This is a genomic window from Methylosinus sp. R-45379 (assembly GCF_001644125.1).
Lineage (GTDB): Bacteria > Pseudomonadota > Alphaproteobacteria > Rhizobiales > Beijerinckiaceae > Methylosinus.
Genome location: NZ_LUUM01000298.1, coordinates 1 through 20062 on the forward strand (window position 1 = coordinate 1; position 20062 = coordinate 20062).

A 20062-nucleotide genomic window follows, 5' to 3' on the forward strand; every position below is an offset into this window, starting at 1 on the left:
AGCGTCACATTCACGAAAGATTATCGCGCCGGCTCCCAAAGGGGCCGGCGTTAGCTCTAGCTAGAGGTGTCTAACCCCATGGCCCAGATCACCGCCGCTCTCGTCAAGGAACTGCGTGAGAGCACGGGCGCCGGCATGATGGATTGCAAGGCCGCCCTCAACGAGACCAATGGCGACATCGAGGCGGCCGTCGATTGGCTGCGCAAGAAGGGCCTCTCCAAGGCCGCCAAGAAGTCCGGCCGCGTGGCCGCCGAGGGTCTCGTCGCTGCGATCGTCGAGGACGGCGTCGGCGTCGTCGTCGAGGTGAATTCCGAGACCGACTTCGTCGCCCGCAACGACGACTTCCAGAAGCTCGTCAATAATATCGCGCGAGTCGCGCTGGAGACCGGCGCCACGAGCGCCGAGGAGCTCGCCGGCAAGCCCTATCCGGGCGGCGGCGTCGTCTCCGAGGCGATCACCACCGGCATCGCCACCATCGGCGAGAATCTGACGCTGCGTCGCGTCGCGCCGCTGAAGGTGGAGGGCGCGGTCAATCGCTACGTCCACACGCAGATCGCCGACGGCCTCGGCAAGATCGCGGTGATCGTGGCGCTCGAGTCCAAGGGCGACAAGGAAGTCCTGTCGACTCTCGCGCGTCAGATCGCCATGCATGTCGCCTCGGCCAATCCGCTGGCGCTCGACGCCTCCGGCCTCGACCAGGCGACGGTGGAGCGCGAGAAGGCGCTGCTCGCCGAGAAGAACGCGGGCAAGCCGGCCAATGTGCTGGAGAAGATCATCGATTCGGGCCTCAAGACCTATTACAAAGAGGTCCTGCTGCTCGATCAGGTCTCGAACCACCCGGATCACGGCGGCAAGACCATCACCCAGACGCTCAAGGAGCATGAGGGCAAGGCTGGCGCGCCTATCGCGATCAAGGGCTTCGCCCGCTATGCGCTCGGCGAGGGCATAGAGAAAGAGACCAGCGATTTCGCTGCGGAAGTGGCGGCGGCCGCCAAGGGCTGATCGCATCTGTCAAATCCCCGGTCGCTGCGGCGGCCGGGAATGGCGGGCCATAAGGCGCCGGCGATAAGACAAAGAAAAAGGCGAAGCGAGCCCGAGGGTCGCTTCGCCTTTTTGGTTTTGTCGCTGCCGTCCTCGCGCCCACATGGCCCCGTGTGGGGCCATGTGGCGCCTGCGAAGACTAGAACAGGTTGAAGTGGTAGTTGATGCCGGCGCGGACCGTGTGGAACTTGGCGCGCTGCGGGCCGATGGCGAAGCCGCCATTGTTGGTGAGGTCGGTGTAGAGATATTCGACCTTGGCCGACCAGTTCGGCAGGAAGGCGTATTCCACGCCGCCGCCGGCGGTCCAGCCGGTACGGGTGTCGCTGCCGAACGGCGTGTTCAGCTCGCCATAGGCGAAGCCGCCCGTGCCATAGACGAAGAGCTTCGACTCGAGCAGGGCGAAGCCGGCGCGGCCGCGCACAGTGCCGAACCAGGGCAGGCTGGCGTTGCCGAAGCCATTGTTGGAGCGCAGGCTCGTGCCCTGGAAGTCGGTCTCGAGGCCGACCACGAAGAGCGGCGAGATCTGGTAGTTGTAGCCGATCTGGCCGCCACCCACGACGCCGCTGACGTCGCCGCCGAAGCTGTTGTCCGCCTTGAAGCCGCCGCCGACATTGAGGCCGACATAGGCGCCCGTCCAGGAGAAGACCGGCGGCGGCGGCGCGAAGGCCGGCGCATCCTTGCGATAGGGCAGGTCGGCGGCGTGAGCGGCGCCGACGGAGAGAGCGGCGGCGACCGCGATAGCCGAAAGGCTGTTCTTGATATGCATGGAAACCTCCGAAGAGCACGAAAAAAGGACGCCCAGCCGCCGCCTCGGCTAGAACGTGACCATAGGCCGAAATTCGTCGAGTCGGCCTGATTTGTCAACCACTGTTGATATCTTCGGCGAGAACCCCGTCGAGCGCGTCGGACGTCTGGTCCGGTCGAGCCCCGCCGGAGGCTTCACCATGCGGTGGACGAGCGTGACCTTGGCCTGCGAAAGGTTCACATTTCCCTAATAGGTAAAATACCGCGAAATTTTGACGAGAAGTCGGCCGGTCGCTGGAATGCCGATTGACGGCGCGTCGCGCGCGATCGATTGTAAATACATATCGGGAGAAGGATTCTCGATGCGGCCGGATAAATCGGAGAAGCGTTCGGGGGAGGCGACGCGGCGGCGTATTCTCGCCGCGGCGATCGCGCGTTTCGCGCACGCCTCCTTCGAGGAGGTGAGGCTGCGCGACATTGCCGCAGATGTCGGCGTCGATGTGGCCCTGGTGCATCGCTCTTTCGGCTCAAAGGAGCAACTGTTCGCCGCCGCCGTCGTCGAGGCGTGCCCGGCGACTCTCCTATCGGCGGATCGCAGCCGGCTCGGCGCGGTGTTCGCGAGCTTCGCGCTCGAATCGCAGCAGCACGACGGGCTGCAGATCTTCATTCGCTCGCTGACGAGCCCGCTGGCGCGCGATCTCATTCGCGCCTGCTGCTATCGGGATTTCATCGGGCCGCTGGCCGCCAAGCTCGATGGGCAGGCGGCGCAGCAGCGGGCGGCGCTGTTCGTCTCCTGCCTCATCGGCTTCTCCATCATGCGGGAGGTGCTGCGGGTCGAACCGCTGCTCGCCGACGCCGACAGCGGGCCGATGATCCAGCGCCTGCTCGCCGCCTGTCTCGACGAGATCGGACCGCTCGTCGCGAGCGATCAAAACTCCTCCCAATCGTCCTGAGCCGGCTGCGGCTTACGCGCCGCGCCGCCGCCGCGTTCGGCGGAGACCGTCTTCAGCGCCGCCCGCGGCGCGTTGGCGTGCGTGCGGGAGCCGTGCTTGTCGCCGAGCTCGAAGCTCGCCACAGAGCGCGTCAGCGCCTCCGTCTCCTTGCGCAGGCTGTGGCTGGCGGCGGTGGTCTCCTCCACCATTGCGGCGTTCTTCTGCGTGTTCTGATCCATCTGGGTGACGGCGGTGTTGACCTCGGCGAGGCCCGTGGCCTGCTCGCGGGCGCCCGCGGCGATGTCGGCGACCACCTTGTCGATCTCCGCCACCTGGGCGACGATGGTGTCGAGCGCCTTGCCCGTCGCGCCGACGAGCTCGACGCCCTGATCCACCTCTACCGTGGAGGTGGAGATGAGGCCCTTGATCTCCTTGGCCGCCTCGGCGGAGCGCTGCGCCAGCGCGCGCACTTCCGAGGCCACCACCGCAAAGCCCTTGCCGGCTTCGCCCGCGCGCGCCGCCTCGACTCCGGCGTTGAGCGCCAGGAGATTGGTCTGGAAGGCGATCTCGTCGATGACGCCGATGATCTGGCCGATCTGCTGCGAGGAGCGCTCGATGCGGCCCATGGCGTCCACCGCCCGGCGGACGATCTCGCCGCTCTTCTCGGCCTCCATCTTGGTGGAGCCGACGATATTGCTGGCGTGAACGGCGCCCTCGGCGCTCTTCTTCACCGTGGTGGTGATCTCTTCCAGCGCGGCGGCCGTCTCTTCCAGGCTGGCGGCCTGCTGCTCGGTGCGGCGGGCGAGATCGTCGGCGGCGACGGCGATCTGGCTGGAGCCGGAATCGATGGCTCGCGCGCCGCCGGCGACGAGGCCGAGCGCGGCTTCCAGCTGGCTCATGGCCGCGTTGAAATCATTCTGCAGCCGGCGATAGGTCTCGGGCATGGCGTCGGAGAGCCGATAGACGAGATTTTTGGAGGCGAGCTTCTCGAGACCGTCGCCGATCGCCTGCAGCGCCGCCTCGCGCTCTCTTTCGACCACGGCCTGCTCGGCTTTGCGCCGCGAATCGGCCTCCTCGCTGCGACGGCGCTCCTCGGCGGCGCGGGCCTCGGCGGCGCGCAGCTCCTGCGCATTGCGCTTGAACGTGTCCAGCGCGCGCGCCATCGCGCCGACCTCGTCGCCGCGCTCCACGCCCGCCACGACGGCGCCGAGATCGCCCTTGGCGATATCGCCCATCTGCCCGGTGAGGCGCGCGATCGGCGCGCCGATTTTGCGGCCGGAAATATACAGCGACGCCGCGCAGCCGATGAGAACGGCGAGGGCGCCGACGCCGATCATCGTCCAGATCGTCTGCGCGGTCTGGCGGCGCAGCTCCTCGCCGACGCGCTTGTCCTCCGCCTCGGCGGCCCTATAGATGGAGCGCATCTCATCGACGATGGCGCGGATTTCCTCATCGGCGCCGCGCAGCAGCGACACGCATTTGGCGAGCTGCTCCAGCTCATGCGGCTTCAGGCGCGCGCCGAGCTCGAGCGCCGGCAGCTCCTGAGCGATTGCGATCGCGGGCTTCGCCTGCTCGAAGACCTTGGCGAAGCGGTCGCGATAACCTTTGATCTGCGCCGCATGTGCGGGATCGAGCTGCATCGCCTCGCCGAGCAGCGTGTCGACGCGCGGGCCGATAGAGGCGGCCTCCTGCGTGGCGGCGCGCGAGATCGGCGTATCCGCGTCATAAGCGATCATCTGATGGACCGAGAGGCCGAAATCGGTGATGGCGCGATTGGATCGCAGCAGCTTCACCACGGCGGCGTAGGAATGCTCGGTCAGATCTTCGTAGCGTCGTCCGAGCTCGCTCATGCGATGGACGCCCAGCCCGGTGACGCCGATGAAGAGCAGGCAGGTCAAAGCGAGTGGAAGAAGGCTCTTGGTGGTGAGCTTCAAATTGTCGAACCGCATCGAGAAAGCTTCCTTATGATCGACGGCGAGCCGGCGCAGTTGTCGCGGGAGTGGCGCTCGCGGGAATACGGTGGAGCCTAAGCAGCAAAAGGTTTCTGAAAAATCTATGTTTTCCTCTTTCGCATGCGCCGGCGCGGCCGGCGCGCAGCAGCCTCGGCGCCAAAAAAGAGAGGCCGCCGGGGCGTCCCCGGCGGCCTCTCGGATCGTCGAAAAGCGAGCGTCCGGTCAGAACTCCGTCCAATCCTCCTGCGCCGGGAGGGGCTGCGGCTTGCGGACCGCGCCGCCGCCGCCGGCGGAGACCGTCCTCAGCGCCGGGCGCCGCGCCTGCGGGCGCTCTGCGAGCCGGAAGCTCGCCACCGAGCGCGTCAGCCCCTCGGTCTCCTTGCGCAGGCTGTGGCTGGCGGCGGTGGTCTCCTCCACCATTGCGGCGTTCTTCTGCGTGTTCTGATCCATCTGGGTGACGGCGGTGTTGACCTCGGCGAGGCCCGTGGCCTGCTCGCGCGCGCCCGCGGCGATGTCGGCGACGACGCGATCGATCTCCGCCACCTGGGTGACGATCTTCTCCAGTGCGCGGCCGGTCGCGCCGACCAGCTCGACGCCTTGCTCCACCTCGACCGTCGAGGTGGAGATGAGGCTCTTGATCTCGCGCGCGGCCTCGGCGGAACGCTGCGCCAGAGCGCGCACTTCCGAGGCGACCACGGCGAAGCCCTTGCCGGCCTCGCCCGCGCGCGCCGCCTCGACGCCGGCGTTGAGCGCCAGAAGATTGGTCTGGAAGGCGATCTCGTCGATGACGCCGATGATCTGGCCGATCTCCTGAGAGGATTTCTCGATCCGCCCCATGGCGTCGACGGCGCGGCGGACGATCGCGCCGCTCTTCTCCGCCTCGGTCTTGGTGGAGCCGACGATGCCGCTCGCATTGACGGCGCCCTCGGCGCTCTTCTTCACCGTGGTGGTGATCTCCTCCAGCGCGGCGGCGGTCTCCTCGAGGCTGGCGGCCTGCTGCTCGGTGCGACGGGCGAGATCATCAGCGGCGACGGCGATCTGATCGACGCCGGAGCCGATCGCCTCCGCGCCGCCCGCCACCACGCCCAGCGCCGCCTCCAGCTGGCCGATGGCCGCGTTGAAATCGCTCTGCAGGCTGCGATAGGCGGCGGGCATGTCCTCCGAGAGGCGATAGACGAGATCCTTGGCGGCGAGCTTCTCGAGGCCTCTGCCTATCGCCCTCAGCGCCGCCTCGCGTTCCTTCTCGGCGGCCGCCTGCTCGGCCCGGCGCTCTGCGTCGGCCGCCTCGCCGCGCCGCTTCTCCTCGGCCGCGCGGGCCTCCGCCGCCCGCAGCTCCTGGGCGTTGCGCTTGAATGTGTCGAGCGCCTCGGCCATTGCCCCCACCTCGTCGCGCCGCGCGACGCCTTCCACGACGATGTCGAGATTGCCGCGGGCGATGGCGCTCATCTGTCCGGTGAGCCGCGCGATGGGCGCGCCGATCTTGCGGCTCGAGACATAGAGCGTGGCGGAGCCGCCGCCGAGCAGGGCCAGCGCGCCGACGATGAGCATGGTCCAGATCGTATGCTCGGTCTGGCGGCGCAGCTCGTCGCCGACATGCTGATTGTCCTCGAGCACCGAGTCGTTGAACTTCTTCATATCCTCGGTGAGCTTTTCCAGCTGCATGTCGACATTGCGCAGAATCGCCAGGCATTTGGCGAGCGCGTCGAGCTCGTGCGGCTGCAGGCGAGAGCCGACCTCGAGGCCCGGAACGTCCCGCGCGATGCGAACGGCGGGCTTGGCGTCCTCGATGATCTTGTCGATTCGCGCACGGAAGGTCTTGATCGCCGGGGCGCGGGCCGGATCGAGCTGCGCCGCCGCGTCGAGAAGCGCATTGACGCGCTCGCTGGCGGTCTCGAAATTCTTCTCGGCGAGCTTGAACAATTCCGTGTCGGATTCATAGGCGACCATCGAATGGACGGCATAGCCCACCTCGAACGCGGTGCGATTCGTTCGCAGCAGCCGCACCAGGGCGGCGTCCGAATGGTCGGTCAGATATTGGTAGCGGTGGCCGAGATCCTGGATTCGATAGACGCCGAGCGCCGTCACGCCGAGGAACAGCAGGCAGGTCAGGGCGAGCGGCAGCAGGCTTTTGGTGGTGAGCTTGAAATCGTCGAATCGCATGGAGCCGGGGTCCTTCGAGACGGAGATCGGGATGCGCGCCGTCGTCCGGCGAGCGCATTCGCTCCGCGGTGAGATGGGGACAGTCGCCGACGCGCTCGGAATCTCCGGCGGGCCTCATGCCTCGGGTCGGTCGAACAATATCCAGCCTAGACCCGGAAAAGTTTCAGAAATCTCTATGTTTTTGACAATACGGATGATTTTTGTATTTGAGCGACGAGACGGGGCGTCTGCTGCGGCGTCGCGTCACCCCTCGGCGCGGCGTTCCGGCGCGGCCCACAGCTCCTCCGCATAGCCGCGCCTGATCCAGCTGCGGAAGCGATAGCGGCGGGTAAAGCCGTAATCGGGCAGCAGCGCGCCCACCACCGATTGCCGGCCGGAGGAGCCGACCACGCGATTGGCCTCCTGATTGACGCTCAGCAGCAGCGGCGCCCAGCGGCCGATGCGGGCGAAATAGCTTCGGCAGACGGCGTCGCCCATCTCGGGAAAGGAATCGCAATTGACGATGACGTCGCTTTCGATGAGCGCTTCGTCGTCGATCTCCGGCGCGAGGACGAGATCGACGCCCACGCCGCGGGACGGCTCGCGCGGATGGCGGAACTGCACGCTCGCTTCGGGCAGGCCGCGCCGCAACGCGAAGAATTGCATGGCGGCGACCGTCGGCAGATCGACGATGGTGTAATGGCGCGCGCCGGCGAGCAGCGCATAGCGCGCCGCCTTGCCGAAGCCGCCGCCGATCTCGCAAATTCTGGGACGCGCGAGGCCGCTGGCCTCTATCGCGCGCAGAGCGAGATAGAGCGCCTGAATGTCGCGCCCATGCAGCACATTGCCGTCCATGGCGAGGCCATAGAGCCCGTCGAAGACGGCGGGCGGCGCGATGGGAAAGCCGAGCGCCGCCTCGATCTCGGCGACCAGCTCGCGCGAGGAGGCGACCAGCGTCTCGCCCACATAATCCTGCTCGGCGCATTCCACCCGCGCGAGGCCGATATATTGCGCGAGCGAGGCCAGCATGTCGTGGAAGGGCGCGACCGCGGCCCGGCGGCCCTCCGGCGAGGCGGCGAGAAAGTCCCGATAGGCCTGCACGCCCTGCTCGAGCCCGGTCGCGGCGGAGGATTTCTGCACATCGACGAGGCATTGCGCCAGCGCGCGAGGATCGCCGCCGTCGAGAAGCGCGAGCAGCGGCTGATGGCGATTCGAGACGATATCGGTCCACATGGCGCCGCCGCCGCCCAAGCGCCGCGCGCCGCGGCCGCTGGCGTGCTGCGCCCAGGCGCTCTGCAGCTCGGCGGCGATCTCTATGTCGCGCTCGTCGACCGGCCGCAGCGACAGCGTGGGCTCGAGCCGCGGCAGGCCGCGCCGCGTGGAATTGAGCAGCTCGGCCGCAAGGCTGCGCCGGCCCGCATTCTCCAGCAGCCAGAAATCCTCGCCGCGCACGCGGGCGGCCAGAGTCTCCTCGGGATAATCGCCGTTCGGCAGATCGAAATCGAAGCCGTAGCGTCCGTCGCCGAAGCCGGCGCGCGCCAAATCCTCGCGCGGCCGATCGGCGCGCGCGACGCCGATCACGGCGCCGGCGGAGCAGATCTCGACATCGAATCGATCGCGCGGCCGCAAACGGTCATAGACCCAGCCGGACACGCGGCCGCCGCTCGCGAGATCGACATAGCCCGAGAATTCCCGCAAGCGCTTGCGCGTGAAGAACATCGGCCGTGCTCCTATGGCGCGCGCGAGCGCTGCGTGTCACTTGCGCGCAAAAATCGAAAGCCCGGAGGAGTGGCCGCTCTCCGCCTCTCGTATGTTCGTAAAACCGGCTTCATGCAATGCGGCGATCAGATCGTCGCGGCGGAGCGAAGACGCCTCTCCACGCTGCGCGACTTGCGTGTGAATATACAGCGCGTCGGCGTGGCGCGCGAGAAGCGCTATGGCCGCGAGCGGATCGGCGAAACGGCGCAGCGCGTCGCAGGCGACGACGAGATCATAGCGCTTGTCCGTATCGCGCAGAAACGCCTCCATGTCGCCGAGCCAGAAGCGCGTTCGCGAGAGGCGCATCACCTCTTTGGCGACGAGGCAGCGGATGAATGCGGCGCGGCTCGGCTCGATCGCCTCGACGCGCGCGCCGGCGGATTCGAGAAGGAAGCTGTGGCCGGCCTCGCCGGGCGAAAGCTCGAGCACATTGCGGCCCTCGAGCGAGCCGAAGCAATCGATCGCCCATCGAATGCGCGCATCGTCGAAGGCTTCGATCCGACCGGCGGAGACGCCGCATGCGGGCGGAAAAGCGCAGCTCCATCCGCCGATCACATCGATGGCGTTCTGCAGGCGCGGAACGCTCGACACATAGGAGTCGAAAACCTCCGCCGGAGGACGCGACGCTCCGCGTTTCGGCAGCATGTCTCGCAGCTTCCTCAGCATCGATACGATCATCCCTCGGCGATGAGCAGAAATGCTTTCGAATCGCATCGAAAACACGACTGATTTTTCTGTTAAAGACATCAATTCCATGCGCGCCGGGAGCGCGCACGGGCGCCCGCGACGCGGCGCGACGGATTACGCTGTCGCGACGCTTTTGGCAATCGGCGGGCGTTACACGCGGAAATGACGGCCCGGCGGCAGGCTGCTGAGCAGTTGCAATCGCGGCGCCGCATTGTCGCGACTGTACCAGGGGTTGAATGCGGGATCGACATAATTGACGAGATCGTATTTTTTGCGCAGCGTGTCCTGCTCGCGGCGAAAGCGCGCGATATTGGCGTCGGTCTCGTCGCTGCCGCGGCTCGCCGATTCATGATGATAGAGCGTTGCGAAAGGCGTCCATACGACGCGAAATCCGGCGCGGCCGGCGCGCATGCAATAATCCGTGTCATTATAGGCGATGGCGAAATTCTCTTCATCCAATCCGCCGACGGCCTCGAGGCAGGCGCGTGTGATCAGCATGCAGGCGCCCGTCACCGCCGCCATGGATTGGCGGACGTCGAGCCGGCCCATGGGGCCGGGATAATCGCCGGGCATGCCGCAGAACCAATGTCCCGCCACCGAGCCGAGGCCCATGATGACCCCCGCATGCTGCAATGTTCCATTCGGATAGAGCAGCCGCGCGCCGACAATTCCCGTCGACGGATAGGCGAGGCAGGAGACCATCTCCTTCAGCCAGCCGGCGTCCATGACCTCTATGTCGTTATTGAGCAGCAGCACGCAATCGCCGCGCGCCGCCCGCAGGCCGCGATTGACCTGCCGTGAGAAGTTGAATTTCTCCTCGACGATGTCGACAGAGAAGAAAGAATGCGCCGCCTTCGTCTGCTCATAGAGATCGAGAACGCGCTCGTCCTTCGTGCCATTGTCGACGACGAGTATCTCCATGCGCGGATAATCGGTCCGCAAGGTGAGATCGTCGAAGAGGCGGGAGACGAGCGCGAAGGAATCGCGGCTCGGCACGATGATGGAGACGAGCGGCCAGGCGTCGTCCTTCGGCGAAAAGCGAACGCGATGCAGATCGGCGTTGCGCGCCGGCTCCACCACCGCCTGGACGCCGTCGAGGGCGTAGCTCTCCGCCAGCGAGCGGCGCGCGCTCGTCGTGGCGCGATCGAGAAAGCTCACCGAATAGCTCTTTCCGTCTCGGCGCCAGAGATAGGCGGGGTAGGGGAGATGGACGATCTCCTCCGTCGCGAGGCCGCGCGTGTAGCGCAGCAGCAGATCATAATCCTGCGAGCCTTCGTAGCCCTGGCGCAGGCCGCCGAGCGCCTGCAGCCGCTCGCGGCGATAGAGCGAGAGATGATTGACGTAATTGACGCCGGAGAGCAGCGCCGGATCGAAGGCGGGCTTCAGCGAGTAATGCTTGGGTTGCAGCTTGGCGTCGGCGACGATCTCGTCGGTGAAGACGAATTGCGCGCCGGGCGTGCGCTCGATCGTCTCCAGCAGCGCATCGACGGCGAAAGGCGCGAGCGCATCGTCGTGATCGATGAAGCCGACCCAATCGCCGCGCGCCGCGGCGAGGCCGCTATTGGTGGCGACGGCGATCCCGCCATTCTGCGCCGCGCGCAGAACCGTCACATGCGGCGTGTCGCGATGGCGCTCGAGCCAGTCGATCGTCTCGCGCGACGTCGAGCCGTCGTCCGAGAGGATCAGCTCATAGGCGCCGGCCCTTTGAATCCGAAAGGAGTCGAGCAGCTGATCGAGATAGAGCGCGGGCGCGTCATAGACCGGCGTTACAAAGGAGAATGCCGGCCGCTCGCCCGCCCATGCCGGCGCGCCGGCGTAGCGGGCGTTGCCCATGGCGATCACCTGCTCGAAATGCGGAGTCGCGCCGCGCACCTTGGCGACGCGCGCGCCGACGTCGGAAAGCTCCGGCGCGCCCGGCCGCGCTATGGTCTCGCAGAGCGGCGCCGCGCGCTCGCCCCGCGCGGCCTCGCGCAGCCTGCCGCCGACGAAGGCGCGCACGGATTTTTCATCATAGGCGATGAAGGCGCGAAAACGAAACCGTGAAGGGTAGGAGGAGGGATCGAAACGGACATGATGCACGCGGCCGAAGCTGCGCAGCGCGATCACATAGAGGCCGTCGCGCGTGTGCTTGAGCTCGATCTCGTCATCCGGCTCGAAGCCCTTGCCGAAATCGATATAGATGCGCGGGTCGAGCGTCTGATCGGCGTCGGCGACCTCGAGAATGATATAGGCGGCGCGCAAAAAGCCCGTGACGAAGACGAAGAGCGGGTCCGCATCCGTGGCCTGCCAGCTCTCCCAGCCGAGCCGGCGAAGGCCGGATCGACGCACAGAAGGAATTCTCAGCAACAAGACCGTGCTTTCCCGAATATGAGTCGCGGACCGGGGTTCCGCGCTCGCGTCATATAGTCGAGCCGCGGCGCCTTGGCCATAGCTCGGCGCCTGGCGCGCGTGATGCGGCCGTGGCGGAAAAGTGGCGAAATTAGGCCTTTGCGCCCGCGTGGACGCGGCGCTCGCGCTGGGCTATAAGGGCGCGGTTCGCGTCAATGGCGGTTCCCTGGCGAAGCCTGCTCGAAGAGAAGATGATCCAACTCTTAGACGTCTTCAAATTCTATAAGACCGAGCGACACTCGAAGGTCATATTGGATCATGTGTCGATGGTTTTCGACACGAGCTATTCCTATGGTCTGCTCGGCGTCAACGGCGCCGGCAAGACGACGACCCTCAAGGTCATAGCGGGCACCGAGCTGCCGAATTCCGGCAAGGTGCGACGCACGGTGCGCGTGTCTTGGCCGCTCGGCTTCGGCGGCGGCTTTCATCCGGCGATGACCGGCCGCGAGAATGTGCATTTCGTGGCGCGAATCTACGGCGCCGATCCGCGCAAGGCGGCGATGTTCGTCGAGGAGTTCTCCGAGCTCGGCGATTATTTCGACGCGCCGGTGAAGACCTATTCGTCCGGCATGGGCGCGCGTCTGGCCTTCGGCATGTCCATGTCCATCGACTTCGACGTCTATCTCATCGACGAGATCACCGGCGTCGGCGACATGCGATTTCAGAAGCGATGCCAGGAGGCTTTCGACCAGCGGCGCAAAAATTCGAGCGTCATCTTCGTCTCGCATTCGATGCAGGCCGTGGCGGATTATTGCGACCGCGGCGGCGTGCTCGTCGACGGCCGCCTCTTCATGTTCGACACGGTCGCCAAAGCGATCGAAATGTACAATCGAATGAACCGATAGAGGCGAGGATGGACGAACCTCCGAAGTCTCCCGATCTTCGCACGGTCAATGCGCTGGAGCGCGCCGAGGCCGTTCAGCGCTTCCTGGCCGAAGCCGCGCGGCGCGCGCGATTTTCGGCGCGGGCGCGCGGCGCCTATCAGAAATCCAGCTTCGCCGAGCGTCGCGGCGCAAAGGCGATGCGCATCGCCTTTCTCGTCCTCGCGATCGCCATGGTGGCGATCCCCAATGTCGTGGGCGGGCTCTATTACGGGCTGCTCGCTTCGGACCAATATGTCGCCGAGGCGAAATTCACCGTGAGCAGCGCGGCCATTCCTAAGCTCGACGGGCTCGGCTCCGTGACCGGCCTGCCGCAGATGATGATCTTTCAAGATTCGATGATCATCATCGAATATATCGAGAGCCGGACGCTGGTCGAGCAGCTCGAGCGCCAGGTGAATCTGCGCGAGCTCTATGGCTCGGATCGCGTCGATTGGTGGGCGCGCTTCAAAAAGTCGAAGCCGATCGAGAATTTCACCGAGTACTGGAAGAAGATGGCCACGGCGACGATCAGCTTCCCCTCCGGAATCGTCACGCTGACTGTCCGCGCCTTCTCGCCGGCCGACGCCAAGACGATCGCCGACAAGGTGATCGCCGACTGCGAGACTCTGGTCAATGATCTCAATGAGCGGATGCGTCAGGACACTGTGCGGGCCTCCGAGCAGGATGTCGAGCGCGCCGCCGAGCGGCTGAAGGTCGCGCGCGTGAATTTGGAGCGCGCGCGCAATACGGAAGGGCTGATCGACGTTCGCCAGACGAGCAAATCGCAGAGCGAAGTGCTCTCCGCCGTCCAGATCGAGCTGCTGAAATATCAGCAGGAATATCTCACCCAGTCGCGCTACGTCGATGAGAGCGCGCCGCAAATTCGTCATCTGAAGCGACAGATCGAATCGCTCGAGAAGCAGGTCGCGAGCCTGAAGGCGGAGATCACCACGCGCGAGCAGCAGGGGATCGACGCGCTGGCGAGCAAGACGCTCTCCGGCAAGATGACGACCTTCGCCAATCTCGACCTAGAGCATAAGATCGCCGAGACGAGCTATCAGATCGCGACCGCCTCGCTCGACGGCGCGCGGCTGTTCAGCGATCGCAAGCTGCTCTATCTCCATCAGATCGAGGCGCCTGCTCTGCCGGAGGACGCGCGCTATCCGCGGCGCTGGCTCTATACGGGCCTGCTGCTCGCCATTTCGCTCACCCTTTATGGCTTGGTCGTCGGACTCATCGCCTTCGTGCGCAACCATATGGCCTGAGCGCGCGTCAGCGCTCGCGCGCCACTTGCGTCAGATAGGCGCCATACTGGCTCTTGGCGAATTTCTGCGCGGCGGCGCGTAGCGTCTCGGCGTCGATCCAGCCTTGGCGGAAGGCGATCTCCTCGAGGCAAGCGATGCGCTGGCCCTGACGCAGCTCGATCGCGCGCACATATTCCGCCGCTTCCAGCAGCGAGGCCGGCGTGCCCGTGTCGAGCCAGGCGAAGCCGCGGCCCAGGCGCTCCACATTCAGCTCGCCGCGCTGCAGATAGATATTGTTGAGATCGGTGATCTCCAATTCGCCGCGCGGCGAAGGTCGCAGCTCCGCCGCATATTGCGGCGCGCGCTCGTCGTAGAAATAAAGGCCCGTGACCGCCCAATTGGATTTCGGCGCTTTCGGCTTTTCCTCGAGCGACAATGCGCGGCCCTGCGCGTCGAAATCGACGACGCCGTAACGCTCGGGATCGGCGACGTGATAGGCGAAGACCGTGGCGCCGCGGCGCGATTGCTTCGCCTTGCTCAGCGACTCCGTGAGGCCGTGGCCGTAGAAAATATTGTCGCCCAGCACCAGCACAGAGCTTTGCCCTTCGACGAAGCTCGCGCCGATGACATAGGCTTGCGCCAGTCCGTCCGGGCGCGGCTGCGCGGCATAGGTGAAGGAGACGCCCCATTGCGCGCCGGAGCCGAGCAGGCGCTTGAACGCCGCTTCGTCATCGGGCGTCGTGATGACGAGTATCTCGCGCACGCCGGCGAGCATCAGCGCGCTCAGCGGATAATAGATCATCGGCTTGTCATAGACCGGCAGCAATTGCTTGGAGACGGCGAGCGTCGCCGGATGAAGCCGCGTGCCGCTGCCGCCCGCGAGAATGATTCCGCGCATTTCATGCTCCTCCATCTGTGGGGCCGGCGAGCAGCCTGTCGACGCAGGCCGCGAGCGATGGGCGCCAGTCGGGCAGAGCGACGCCGTAGATTTGCGAAAGCTTCGTATTGTCGAGGCGCGAATTGGCCGGGCGCCGCGCCGGCGTCGGATAATCCGCCGTGGCGATGCGGCGAACGCGCACTGGCTTGCGGCCATGCGCTTCTGCGCGCGTGAAGATCGCTTCCGCCACATCGGCCCAGCAGGCGTCGCCCGCGCCGGTCATGTGAAAGACGCCGCGCAGCTGCGGCGCGCCGTCGCTGCAAAGGCGCCTCGCAATGCGCAATGTCGCCTCGGCTATGTCGATTGCGCTCGTCGGATTGCCGAGCTGATCGGCGACCACGCCGACCTCCTCGCGCGTCTCGCCGAGCCGCAACATCGTGCGCACGAAATTCGCGCCGAAGGGGCTGTAGACCCAGGCCGTGCGCAGTATAGCCGAGCTTGGACAGAGCGCAGCGACGCGCCTTTCGCCCTCGAGCTTGGAGCGGCCATAGGCGCCGAGCGGCGCCGTGGGATCATCCTCGCGATAGGGGCGCGCAGCGGAGCCGTCGAACACATAATCGGTCGAGAAATGAATGAGCGGAACGCCGAGCGCTGCCGCAGCCTCGGCGACATGGCCGGCGCCTTCGCCATTGACGCGCATGGCGAGCGCTTCTTCCTGTTCCGCTTTGTCCACCGCTGTATAGGCGGCGGCGTTGACGATCACATCGCAGCGCGCATCGTTCAACGCCGCGCGCACGCTATCGCGATCCGTCAAATCGAGCTGCGGCCGTCCGAGCGCGATGACTTGTGTTTCTTCGGACGCGCGCTCGCGCAGAGCGGTGACGATCTGGCCCTGCGTTCCAGTGACGGCGATGCGCATGGGCGTGCTCACGCGAATGTATCCGTGAGATCGCGCAGGCGCGGCCAGCGTCGATCCTTCTCCGACAGTATGGCGCGTGTGGGCGCGATCGGCCAGGCGATGTCGAGATCGCCATCGTCGAAGGCGAGGCCGCGATCATTGGGCGCCGAATAGAAATTCGTCACCTTATAGACGACCTCCGTATCCGGCTCGAGCGTGCAGAAGCCATGCGCGAAGCCGATGGGAACGAGCAATTGCCGCCAATTCTCGGCGGAGAGCTCCACCGCGACATGACGGCCGAATGTAGGAGACGAGCGGCGAATATCGACCGCCACATCCAATATGCGGCCGCGCGTGACGCGCACCAGCTTGTCCTGCGCGAAAGGCGCGGTCTGAAAATGCAGCCCGCGTATGACGCCTATATCGCGGGAGAGCGAATGATTGTCCTGAACGAAGCGCAATGGCGGCAGGCCGCGCTCCTCCCAGCGCCTTTCATTATAGCTCTCGGAGAAAAAGCCGCGCGCATCGCCGAAGCGATCGGGCGTGACGATCTTGACGCTATCGAGCGCCGTATCCTCGACTTTCATGCTGTCCTCACGCGCGCGTCAGGCGACGCAGCCGAGCCGCTCGCCGCGATATTTGCCGGAGCGTATGGCTTTCCACCATTCTTCATTTTCGAGATACCAGCGCACCGTCTTGGCGAGCCCGCTGGCAAAGCTCTCCTTGGCGCGCCAGCCGAGCTCGCGCTCGATCTTGGAGCAATCGATCGCATAGCGCAGATCATGGCCCGGCCGATCCTGCACGAAGGCGATCAGCTCGCGATAGGAGCCGCGCGCGCGGGGCCTCAACTCGTCGAGACAGTCGCAGATCGCCTGCACCACTTCTATGTTGCGCATCTCCGAGCGGCTGCCGACATTATAGGATTGTCCGACGACGCCGGCGCGCGCGACGGTGAGCAGCGCCTCGGCGTGATCCTCGACATAGAGCCAATCGCGCACATTCTCGCCGCGTCCATAGACGGGCAGCGGCTTCTCCTCGAGCGCATTGAGAATGGTGAGCGGAATGAGCTTTTCCGGGAAATGATAGGGGCCGTAATTATTGGAGCAATTGGTGACGATGGTCGGCAGCCCATAGGTCTCGCGCCATGCGCGCGCGAGATGATCCGAGCCCGCCTTGGATGCAGAATAAGGCGAGTTGGGCGCATAGGGCGTGTCCTCGTGGAACAGCCCTTCCGCGCCGAGCGCGCCGAACACTTCGTCGGTCGAGATATGCAGAAAGCGAAAACCGGCGGCGGTCTGCGCATCGAGACGGCGCCAATAATCGAGCGCCGCGGCGAGCAGAGTGAAAGTGCCGACGACATTGGTCTCGATGAAAGCGCCCGGCCCGTCGATGGAGCGATCGACATGGCTCTCGGCGGCGAGATGCATCACGACGTCGGGCCGAAACTCCTCGAAGGCGGCGGCGACGGCGTCGCGGTCGCATATGTCGGCGCGGCGGAAGCAATAGCGCGGATCGCCGGCGATGGGCGCGAGCGAGTCGAGATTGCCGGCATAGGTGAGCTTGTCATAGACGAGCAGCTCATGCGGCGTCGTCTCGATGATCCGGCGCGAGACCGCCGAGCCGATGAAGCCGGCGCCGCCGGTGACGAGAATGCGCATCTAGCGCCCGATCCGGGCGGCGTTCGCCGCTGTCTCATGGAGGAAGCGAGAGGGAAGACGCATCCGCGAAAAGCACCTTGTTCCTGGTCCCGAGGATTCGCCTCGTCGCCGCCGCCGCAAGATTTTTCTCTTCTATTCACGCCTATTGAAAGATCGCGGCGCTGGCTGTCAACTCCGGCGCGCCGAGCGAAAATATGTTTTTTATGCGGCGTTTTCCGGCGCGCTGGCGTCGGTTGCGAGAATTTGGACTCGTTCCAGACTGCTTGCGCAGCGTGTCGGTTTCGCGCTATCCCGCGATAGATCGGGCCGCGACGGATCGCCGGCCGTACAGAAGAGTAGTCGATGTTTCAGCGTCCCGGCAAGGCGGCCTTCGTCTTCATCCTCATCACTGTCGCGCTCGACATGCTGGCGCTCGGCGTGATGATCCCGGTGCTTCCCAAGCTCATCGTGGAGTTCGAGGGCGGCGATCTGCAAAGCGCTTCTATAGCGACGGGCGTCTTTGGTTTCGCCTGGGCCTTCATGCAATTTTTGTTTCAGCCCATGCTCGGCGCGCTGTCGGATCGTTTCGGCCGTCGGCCGGTCGTGCTGCTGTCCAATCTCGGCATGGGGCTCGATTATGTGTTCATGGCGCTCGCGCCATCCTTGTCCTTCCTCTTCATCGGCCGGCTGATATCGGGCGTGACGGCGGCCAGCGTCTCGACGGCGACGGCCTATATCGCGGACATCACCGAGCCGGAGAAGCGCGCCGGCCGCTTCGGCATGATCGGCGCGGCGTTCGGCGTCGGCTTCATCCTCGGCCCGGCGCTCGGCGGCGTGCTCGGCAATCATGGCTTGCGCTACCCGTTCTGGGCCGCGGCGGCGCTGAGCCTGCTCAATGCGGCCTATGGCTATTTCATCCTGCCGGAGTCGCTCTCGCCGGAAAAGCGCACCAGCTCGGTCCTCTGGCGCAGCGCCAATGTGCTCGGCTCGCTGGACTTCCTGCGCCGCGACCGCTCGCTCGCGCTGCTGGCGCTCGCCATCTTCCTCTCCTATCTGGCGCATGAATCGCTGCCGAGCCTCTTCGTGCTCTACACGGAATATCGTTACCATTGGGACGCGGAGACGACCGGCTGGGCGCTCGCCATCGTCGGCGTGTCGCAGACGGTGGTCTCCGGCGGATTGGTGCGGCCGGCGGTCAAGCGCTTCGGCGAGCGCGCGACGCTGGTCGTCGCTCTGGCGGCGGGGGCGCTCGGCTTCGCGGCCTACGCCTTCGCGCCCACGGGCGGGATCTTCATGGCGGCGCCCCCGCTCATCGCCCTCTGGGCGATGGCCAATCCGGCGTTCCAGGGCCTCGCCACGCGCTTCGCCTCGGCGTCGGAGCAGGGGCGGTTGCAAGGCGCGCTGTCGAGCTTGCGCGGCGTTTCCGGCATGGTGGGGCCGCTGTTCTTCACGCAGATCCTCTCCCTCTCCATCGGCGCCGGCGACTTTCCGGGGGCGGGCTATTTCGTCGCGGCGCTGCTGCTCGCGGCGAGCCTCTTCGTGGCGCGCAACGCCGTGAGCGGAGCCGTGCAGCCTCCCGCCGTCTGACGTCGCATTCCGCCGCGCGGCCGCTTATATTGAGGCCGCGCGCGGTCCATCGGCCGGCGCTTTCGGAGATGCGCATGAGCTTCGTCGCTGCGGCCGTTTATTTCGCCATTCTCGCCTCCGCGGCGCTGGGCGTCTATTTGAAGGCTCGCCAGAGCCGCGCCGCGCGCGCCGATCGCGATGCGCCTCCACCCGAATTCGCGGAGACGATCACTCCGCAAGAGCATCGCCGCTCCGCCGATTACACAGTCGCGCGCATGCGCCTCTCCGTCGGCGAGACCTTGCTGGACGCGGCGATCTCCGTCGCTTGGCTCGCTTTTCTGCTCGGCCCGCTCTATGCGCTGCTTGCGCAATTCATCGCGCCGGGCCTGACGCTCAGCGTCGCCGTCGTCGTCGCGGTGGCGATCGTCGATCATCTGCTGCGCCTGCCGCTGTCGCTGGTCGAGACTTTCGGCCTCGAGGCGCGCTTCGGCTTCAACCGCACCACGCCTTTCATGTTCGTCCTCGATGAGGCGAAGGGCGCGGCGCTCTGGCTGCTGTTCTTCATTCCCTTGCTCTATGGGCTGTTCTTCGCGGCGCGCTTCTCGCCCGATTATTGGTGGCTGGCGGGCTTCGTCGCGGCGGTGGCGCTGCTGCTGGCCATGACGGTGATCTACCCTTCCGTCATCGCGCCCATGTTCAATCATTTCACCCCGCTCGAGGATGCGGCGCTGAAGGCGCGCATGGAGGAGCTGCTGGCGCGCTGCGGATTTCAGTCGGGCGGGCTCTTTGTGATGGACGCCTCGACGCGCTCCACCCATGGCAACGCCTATTTCTCCGGCTTCGGCAAGGCGAAGCGCATCGTCTTCTTCGACACGCTGCTGCGCAAGCACAGCGCCGACGAGATACTCGCCATTCTCGCCCATGAGCTCGGCCATTATAAATTCGGCCATGTGCGGCAGCGGATCTTCCAGGCGGCGAGCTTTCTCTTCCTCGGCTTCGCGGCTCTGCATCTCGCCTTCGAGCGGGGGCTCGGCGGTGCCTTCGGCCTGCCCGATGATCCGGGAATCATTCTCGTCATCGCGCTGACGGCGGCCGCGCCCATTCTGCATCTTCTGTCGCCGCTCACCAATTTCCTGTCGCGCCGGGCGGAGTTCGAGGCCGACGGCTTCGCCAAATCCATTTATGGCAAGGAGCCGATGGTGAGCGCGCTCACCAAGCTCTCGCGCGACAATCTCTCGACGCTGACGCCGGACCGGCTCTATGCGCTGTTTTATTATTCGCATCCGCCGGCGCCGATCCGCATCGCCGCGCTGGAGGAGGCGAGGGGCGCCTGACC

16 protein-coding genes are annotated in these 20062 nt (G+C 65.8%); 6 read left to right on the plus strand and 10 right to left on the minus strand.

What is annotated here, in order from left to right; genetic code table 11:
- Positions 1–78: 78 nt before the first annotated feature.
- On the plus strand, positions 79–1002 hold the full coding sequence (tsf, locus tag A1351_RS21270) for a translation elongation factor Ts (RefSeq protein ID WP_024878975.1): 924 nt from the start codon (positions 79–81) through the stop codon (positions 1000–1002).
- 178 nt (positions 1003–1180) lie between these two features.
- Here the strand turns inward: tsf and A1351_RS21275 are convergent, their stop codons facing one another.
- Positions 1181–1807, minus strand: a complete 627-nt coding sequence (locus A1351_RS21275; RefSeq protein WP_024878976.1) for an outer membrane protein — start codon at positions 1805–1807, stop codon at positions 1181–1183.
- Between the two features lie 340 nt (positions 1808–2147).
- On the opposite strand from A1351_RS21275, the gene A1351_RS21280 reads away from it, so the two are divergent.
- Positions 2148–2738 (plus strand): TetR/AcrR family transcriptional regulator, encoded by a 591-nt coding sequence (locus A1351_RS21280; RefSeq protein ID WP_024878977.1) that lies wholly within the window; start codon positions 2148–2150, stop codon positions 2736–2738.
- Here A1351_RS21280 and A1351_RS21285 read toward each other — a convergent pair.
- The 5 genes from A1351_RS21285 to A1351_RS21305 form a co-directional block, all read right to left on the minus strand.
- A complete protein-coding gene (locus tag A1351_RS21285) occupies positions 2714–4666 on the minus strand; it encodes a methyl-accepting chemotaxis protein (RefSeq protein ID WP_064033854.1) in 1953 nt (650 codons plus the stop codon). The two genes, A1351_RS21280 and A1351_RS21285, sit on opposite strands and share 25 nt — an antisense overlap.
- A 225-nt stretch (positions 4667–4891) precedes the next feature.
- Positions 4892–6829: a methyl-accepting chemotaxis protein gene (locus tag A1351_RS21290; RefSeq protein ID WP_064033855.1), complete on the minus strand. Its 1938-nt coding sequence runs from the start codon at positions 6827–6829 to the stop codon at positions 4892–4894.
- A gap of 243 nt (positions 6830–7072) precedes the next feature.
- A complete protein-coding gene (locus tag A1351_RS21295) occupies positions 7073–8527 on the minus strand; it encodes a hypothetical protein (protein ID WP_064033856.1) in 1455 nt (484 codons plus the stop codon).
- Positions 8528–8563: 36 nt separating this feature from the next.
- The gene (locus A1351_RS21300; protein ID WP_157096429.1) at positions 8564–9211 is read right to left on the minus strand and encodes a bifunctional 2-polyprenyl-6-hydroxyphenol methylase/3-demethylubiquinol 3-O-methyltransferase UbiG; all 648 of its coding nucleotides are present in this window, start codon (positions 9209–9211) and stop codon (positions 8564–8566) included.
- Between the two features lie 192 nt (positions 9212–9403).
- The gene (locus A1351_RS21305) at positions 9404–11581 is read right to left on the minus strand and encodes a glycosyltransferase family 2 protein (protein ID WP_245291703.1); all 2178 of its coding nucleotides are present in this window, start codon (positions 11579–11581) and stop codon (positions 9404–9406) included.
- Between the two features lie 251 nt (positions 11582–11832).
- Between A1351_RS21305 and A1351_RS21310 the strand changes: the two genes are divergently transcribed.
- Complete coding sequence (locus tag A1351_RS21310) at positions 11833–12486, plus strand: ABC transporter ATP-binding protein (protein WP_024878983.1); 654 nt, start codon at positions 11833–11835, stop codon at positions 12484–12486.
- Between the two features lie 8 nt (positions 12487–12494).
- Entirely contained in the window at positions 12495–13769 is a 1275-nt protein-coding gene (locus A1351_RS21315; RefSeq protein WP_064033859.1) for a lipopolysaccharide biosynthesis protein, read from the plus strand.
- 7 nt (positions 13770–13776) lie between these two features.
- Here A1351_RS21315 and rfbA read toward each other — a convergent pair whose 3' ends face one another.
- From rfbA to rfbB, 4 genes are read right to left on the minus strand one after another with little or no spacing between them, the layout of a single operon-like run.
- Positions 13777–14646, minus strand: coding sequence for a glucose-1-phosphate thymidylyltransferase RfbA (rfbA, locus tag A1351_RS21320; RefSeq protein ID WP_064033880.1), 870 nt, complete (start codon positions 14644–14646; stop codon positions 13777–13779).
- Position 14647: 1 nt separating this feature from the next.
- Complete coding sequence (rfbD, locus tag A1351_RS21325; protein WP_064033860.1) at positions 14648–15544, minus strand: dTDP-4-dehydrorhamnose reductase; 897 nt, start codon at positions 15542–15544, stop codon at positions 14648–14650.
- Positions 15545–15552: 8 nt separating this feature from the next.
- Positions 15553–16110 carry a dTDP-4-dehydrorhamnose 3,5-epimerase gene (gene rfbC / locus A1351_RS21330; RefSeq protein ID WP_064033861.1) on the minus strand — a complete coding sequence of 186 codons (558 nt, stop codon included), beginning with the start codon at positions 16108–16110 and terminating at the stop codon, positions 15553–15555.
- An 18-nt stretch (positions 16111–16128) separates the two neighbouring features.
- Positions 16129–17181 (minus strand): dTDP-glucose 4,6-dehydratase, encoded by a 1053-nt coding sequence (gene rfbB, locus A1351_RS21335; protein ID WP_064033862.1) that lies wholly within the window; start codon positions 17179–17181, stop codon positions 16129–16131.
- Positions 17182–17523: 342 nt separating this feature from the next.
- On the opposite strand from rfbB, the gene A1351_RS21340 reads away from it, so the two are divergent.
- Positions 17524–18747: a TCR/Tet family MFS transporter gene (locus A1351_RS21340; RefSeq protein ID WP_064033863.1), complete on the plus strand. Its 1224-nt coding sequence runs from the start codon at positions 17524–17526 to the stop codon at positions 18745–18747.
- Positions 18748–18821: 74 nt separating this feature from the next.
- Entirely contained in the window at positions 18822–20060 is a 1239-nt protein-coding gene (locus tag A1351_RS21345; protein ID WP_064033881.1) for a M48 family metallopeptidase, read from the plus strand.
- Positions 20061–20062: the final 2 nt, after the last annotated feature.

Bases quoted from the DNA above. Each gene is read 5' to 3' on its own strand.
- A1351_RS21280 (WP_024878977.1), top strand. From the start codon at position 2,148: ATGCGGCCGGATAAATCGGAGAAGCGTTCGGGGGAGGCGACGCGGCGG.
- rfbC (WP_064033861.1), bottom strand. From the start codon at position 16,110: ATGAAAGTCGAGGATACGGCGCTCGATAGCGTCAAGATCGTCACGCCC.
- A1351_RS21290 (WP_064033855.1), bottom strand. From the start codon at position 6,829: ATGCGATTCGACGATTTCAAGCTCACCACCAAAAGCCTGCTGCCGCTC.
- A1351_RS21295 (WP_064033856.1), bottom strand. From the start codon at position 8,527: ATGTTCTTCACGCGCAAGCGCTTGCGGGAATTCTCGGGCTATGTCGAT.
- A1351_RS21340 (WP_064033863.1), top strand. From the start codon at position 17,524: ATGTTTCAGCGTCCCGGCAAGGCGGCCTTCGTCTTCATCCTCATCACT.
- A1351_RS21310 (WP_024878983.1), top strand. From the start codon at position 11,833: ATGATCCAACTCTTAGACGTCTTCAAATTCTATAAGACCGAGCGACAC.
- A1351_RS21285 (WP_064033854.1), bottom strand. From the start codon at position 4,666: ATGCGGTTCGACAATTTGAAGCTCACCACCAAGAGCCTTCTTCCACTC.
- rfbD (WP_064033860.1), bottom strand. From the start codon at position 15,544: ATGCGCATCGCCGTCACTGGAACGCAGGGCCAGATCGTCACCGCTCTG.
- rfbA (WP_064033880.1), bottom strand. From the start codon at position 14,646: ATGCGCGGAATCATTCTCGCGGGCGGCAGCGGCACGCGGCTTCATCCG.
- tsf (WP_024878975.1), top strand. From the start codon at position 79: ATGGCCCAGATCACCGCCGCTCTCGTCAAGGAACTGCGTGAGAGCACG.
- rfbB (WP_064033862.1), bottom strand. From the start codon at position 17,181: ATGCGCATTCTCGTCACCGGCGGCGCCGGCTTCATCGGCTCGGCGGTC.
- A1351_RS21315 (WP_064033859.1), top strand. From the start codon at position 12,495: ATGGACGAACCTCCGAAGTCTCCCGATCTTCGCACGGTCAATGCGCTG.
- A1351_RS21345 (WP_064033881.1), top strand. From the start codon at position 18,822: ATGAGCTTCGTCGCTGCGGCCGTTTATTTCGCCATTCTCGCCTCCGCG.
- A1351_RS21300 (WP_157096429.1), bottom strand. From the start codon at position 9,211: ATGCTGCCGAAACGCGGAGCGTCGCGTCCTCCGGCGGAGGTTTTCGAC.
- A1351_RS21275 (WP_024878976.1), bottom strand. From the start codon at position 1,807: ATGCATATCAAGAACAGCCTTTCGGCTATCGCGGTCGCCGCCGCTCTC.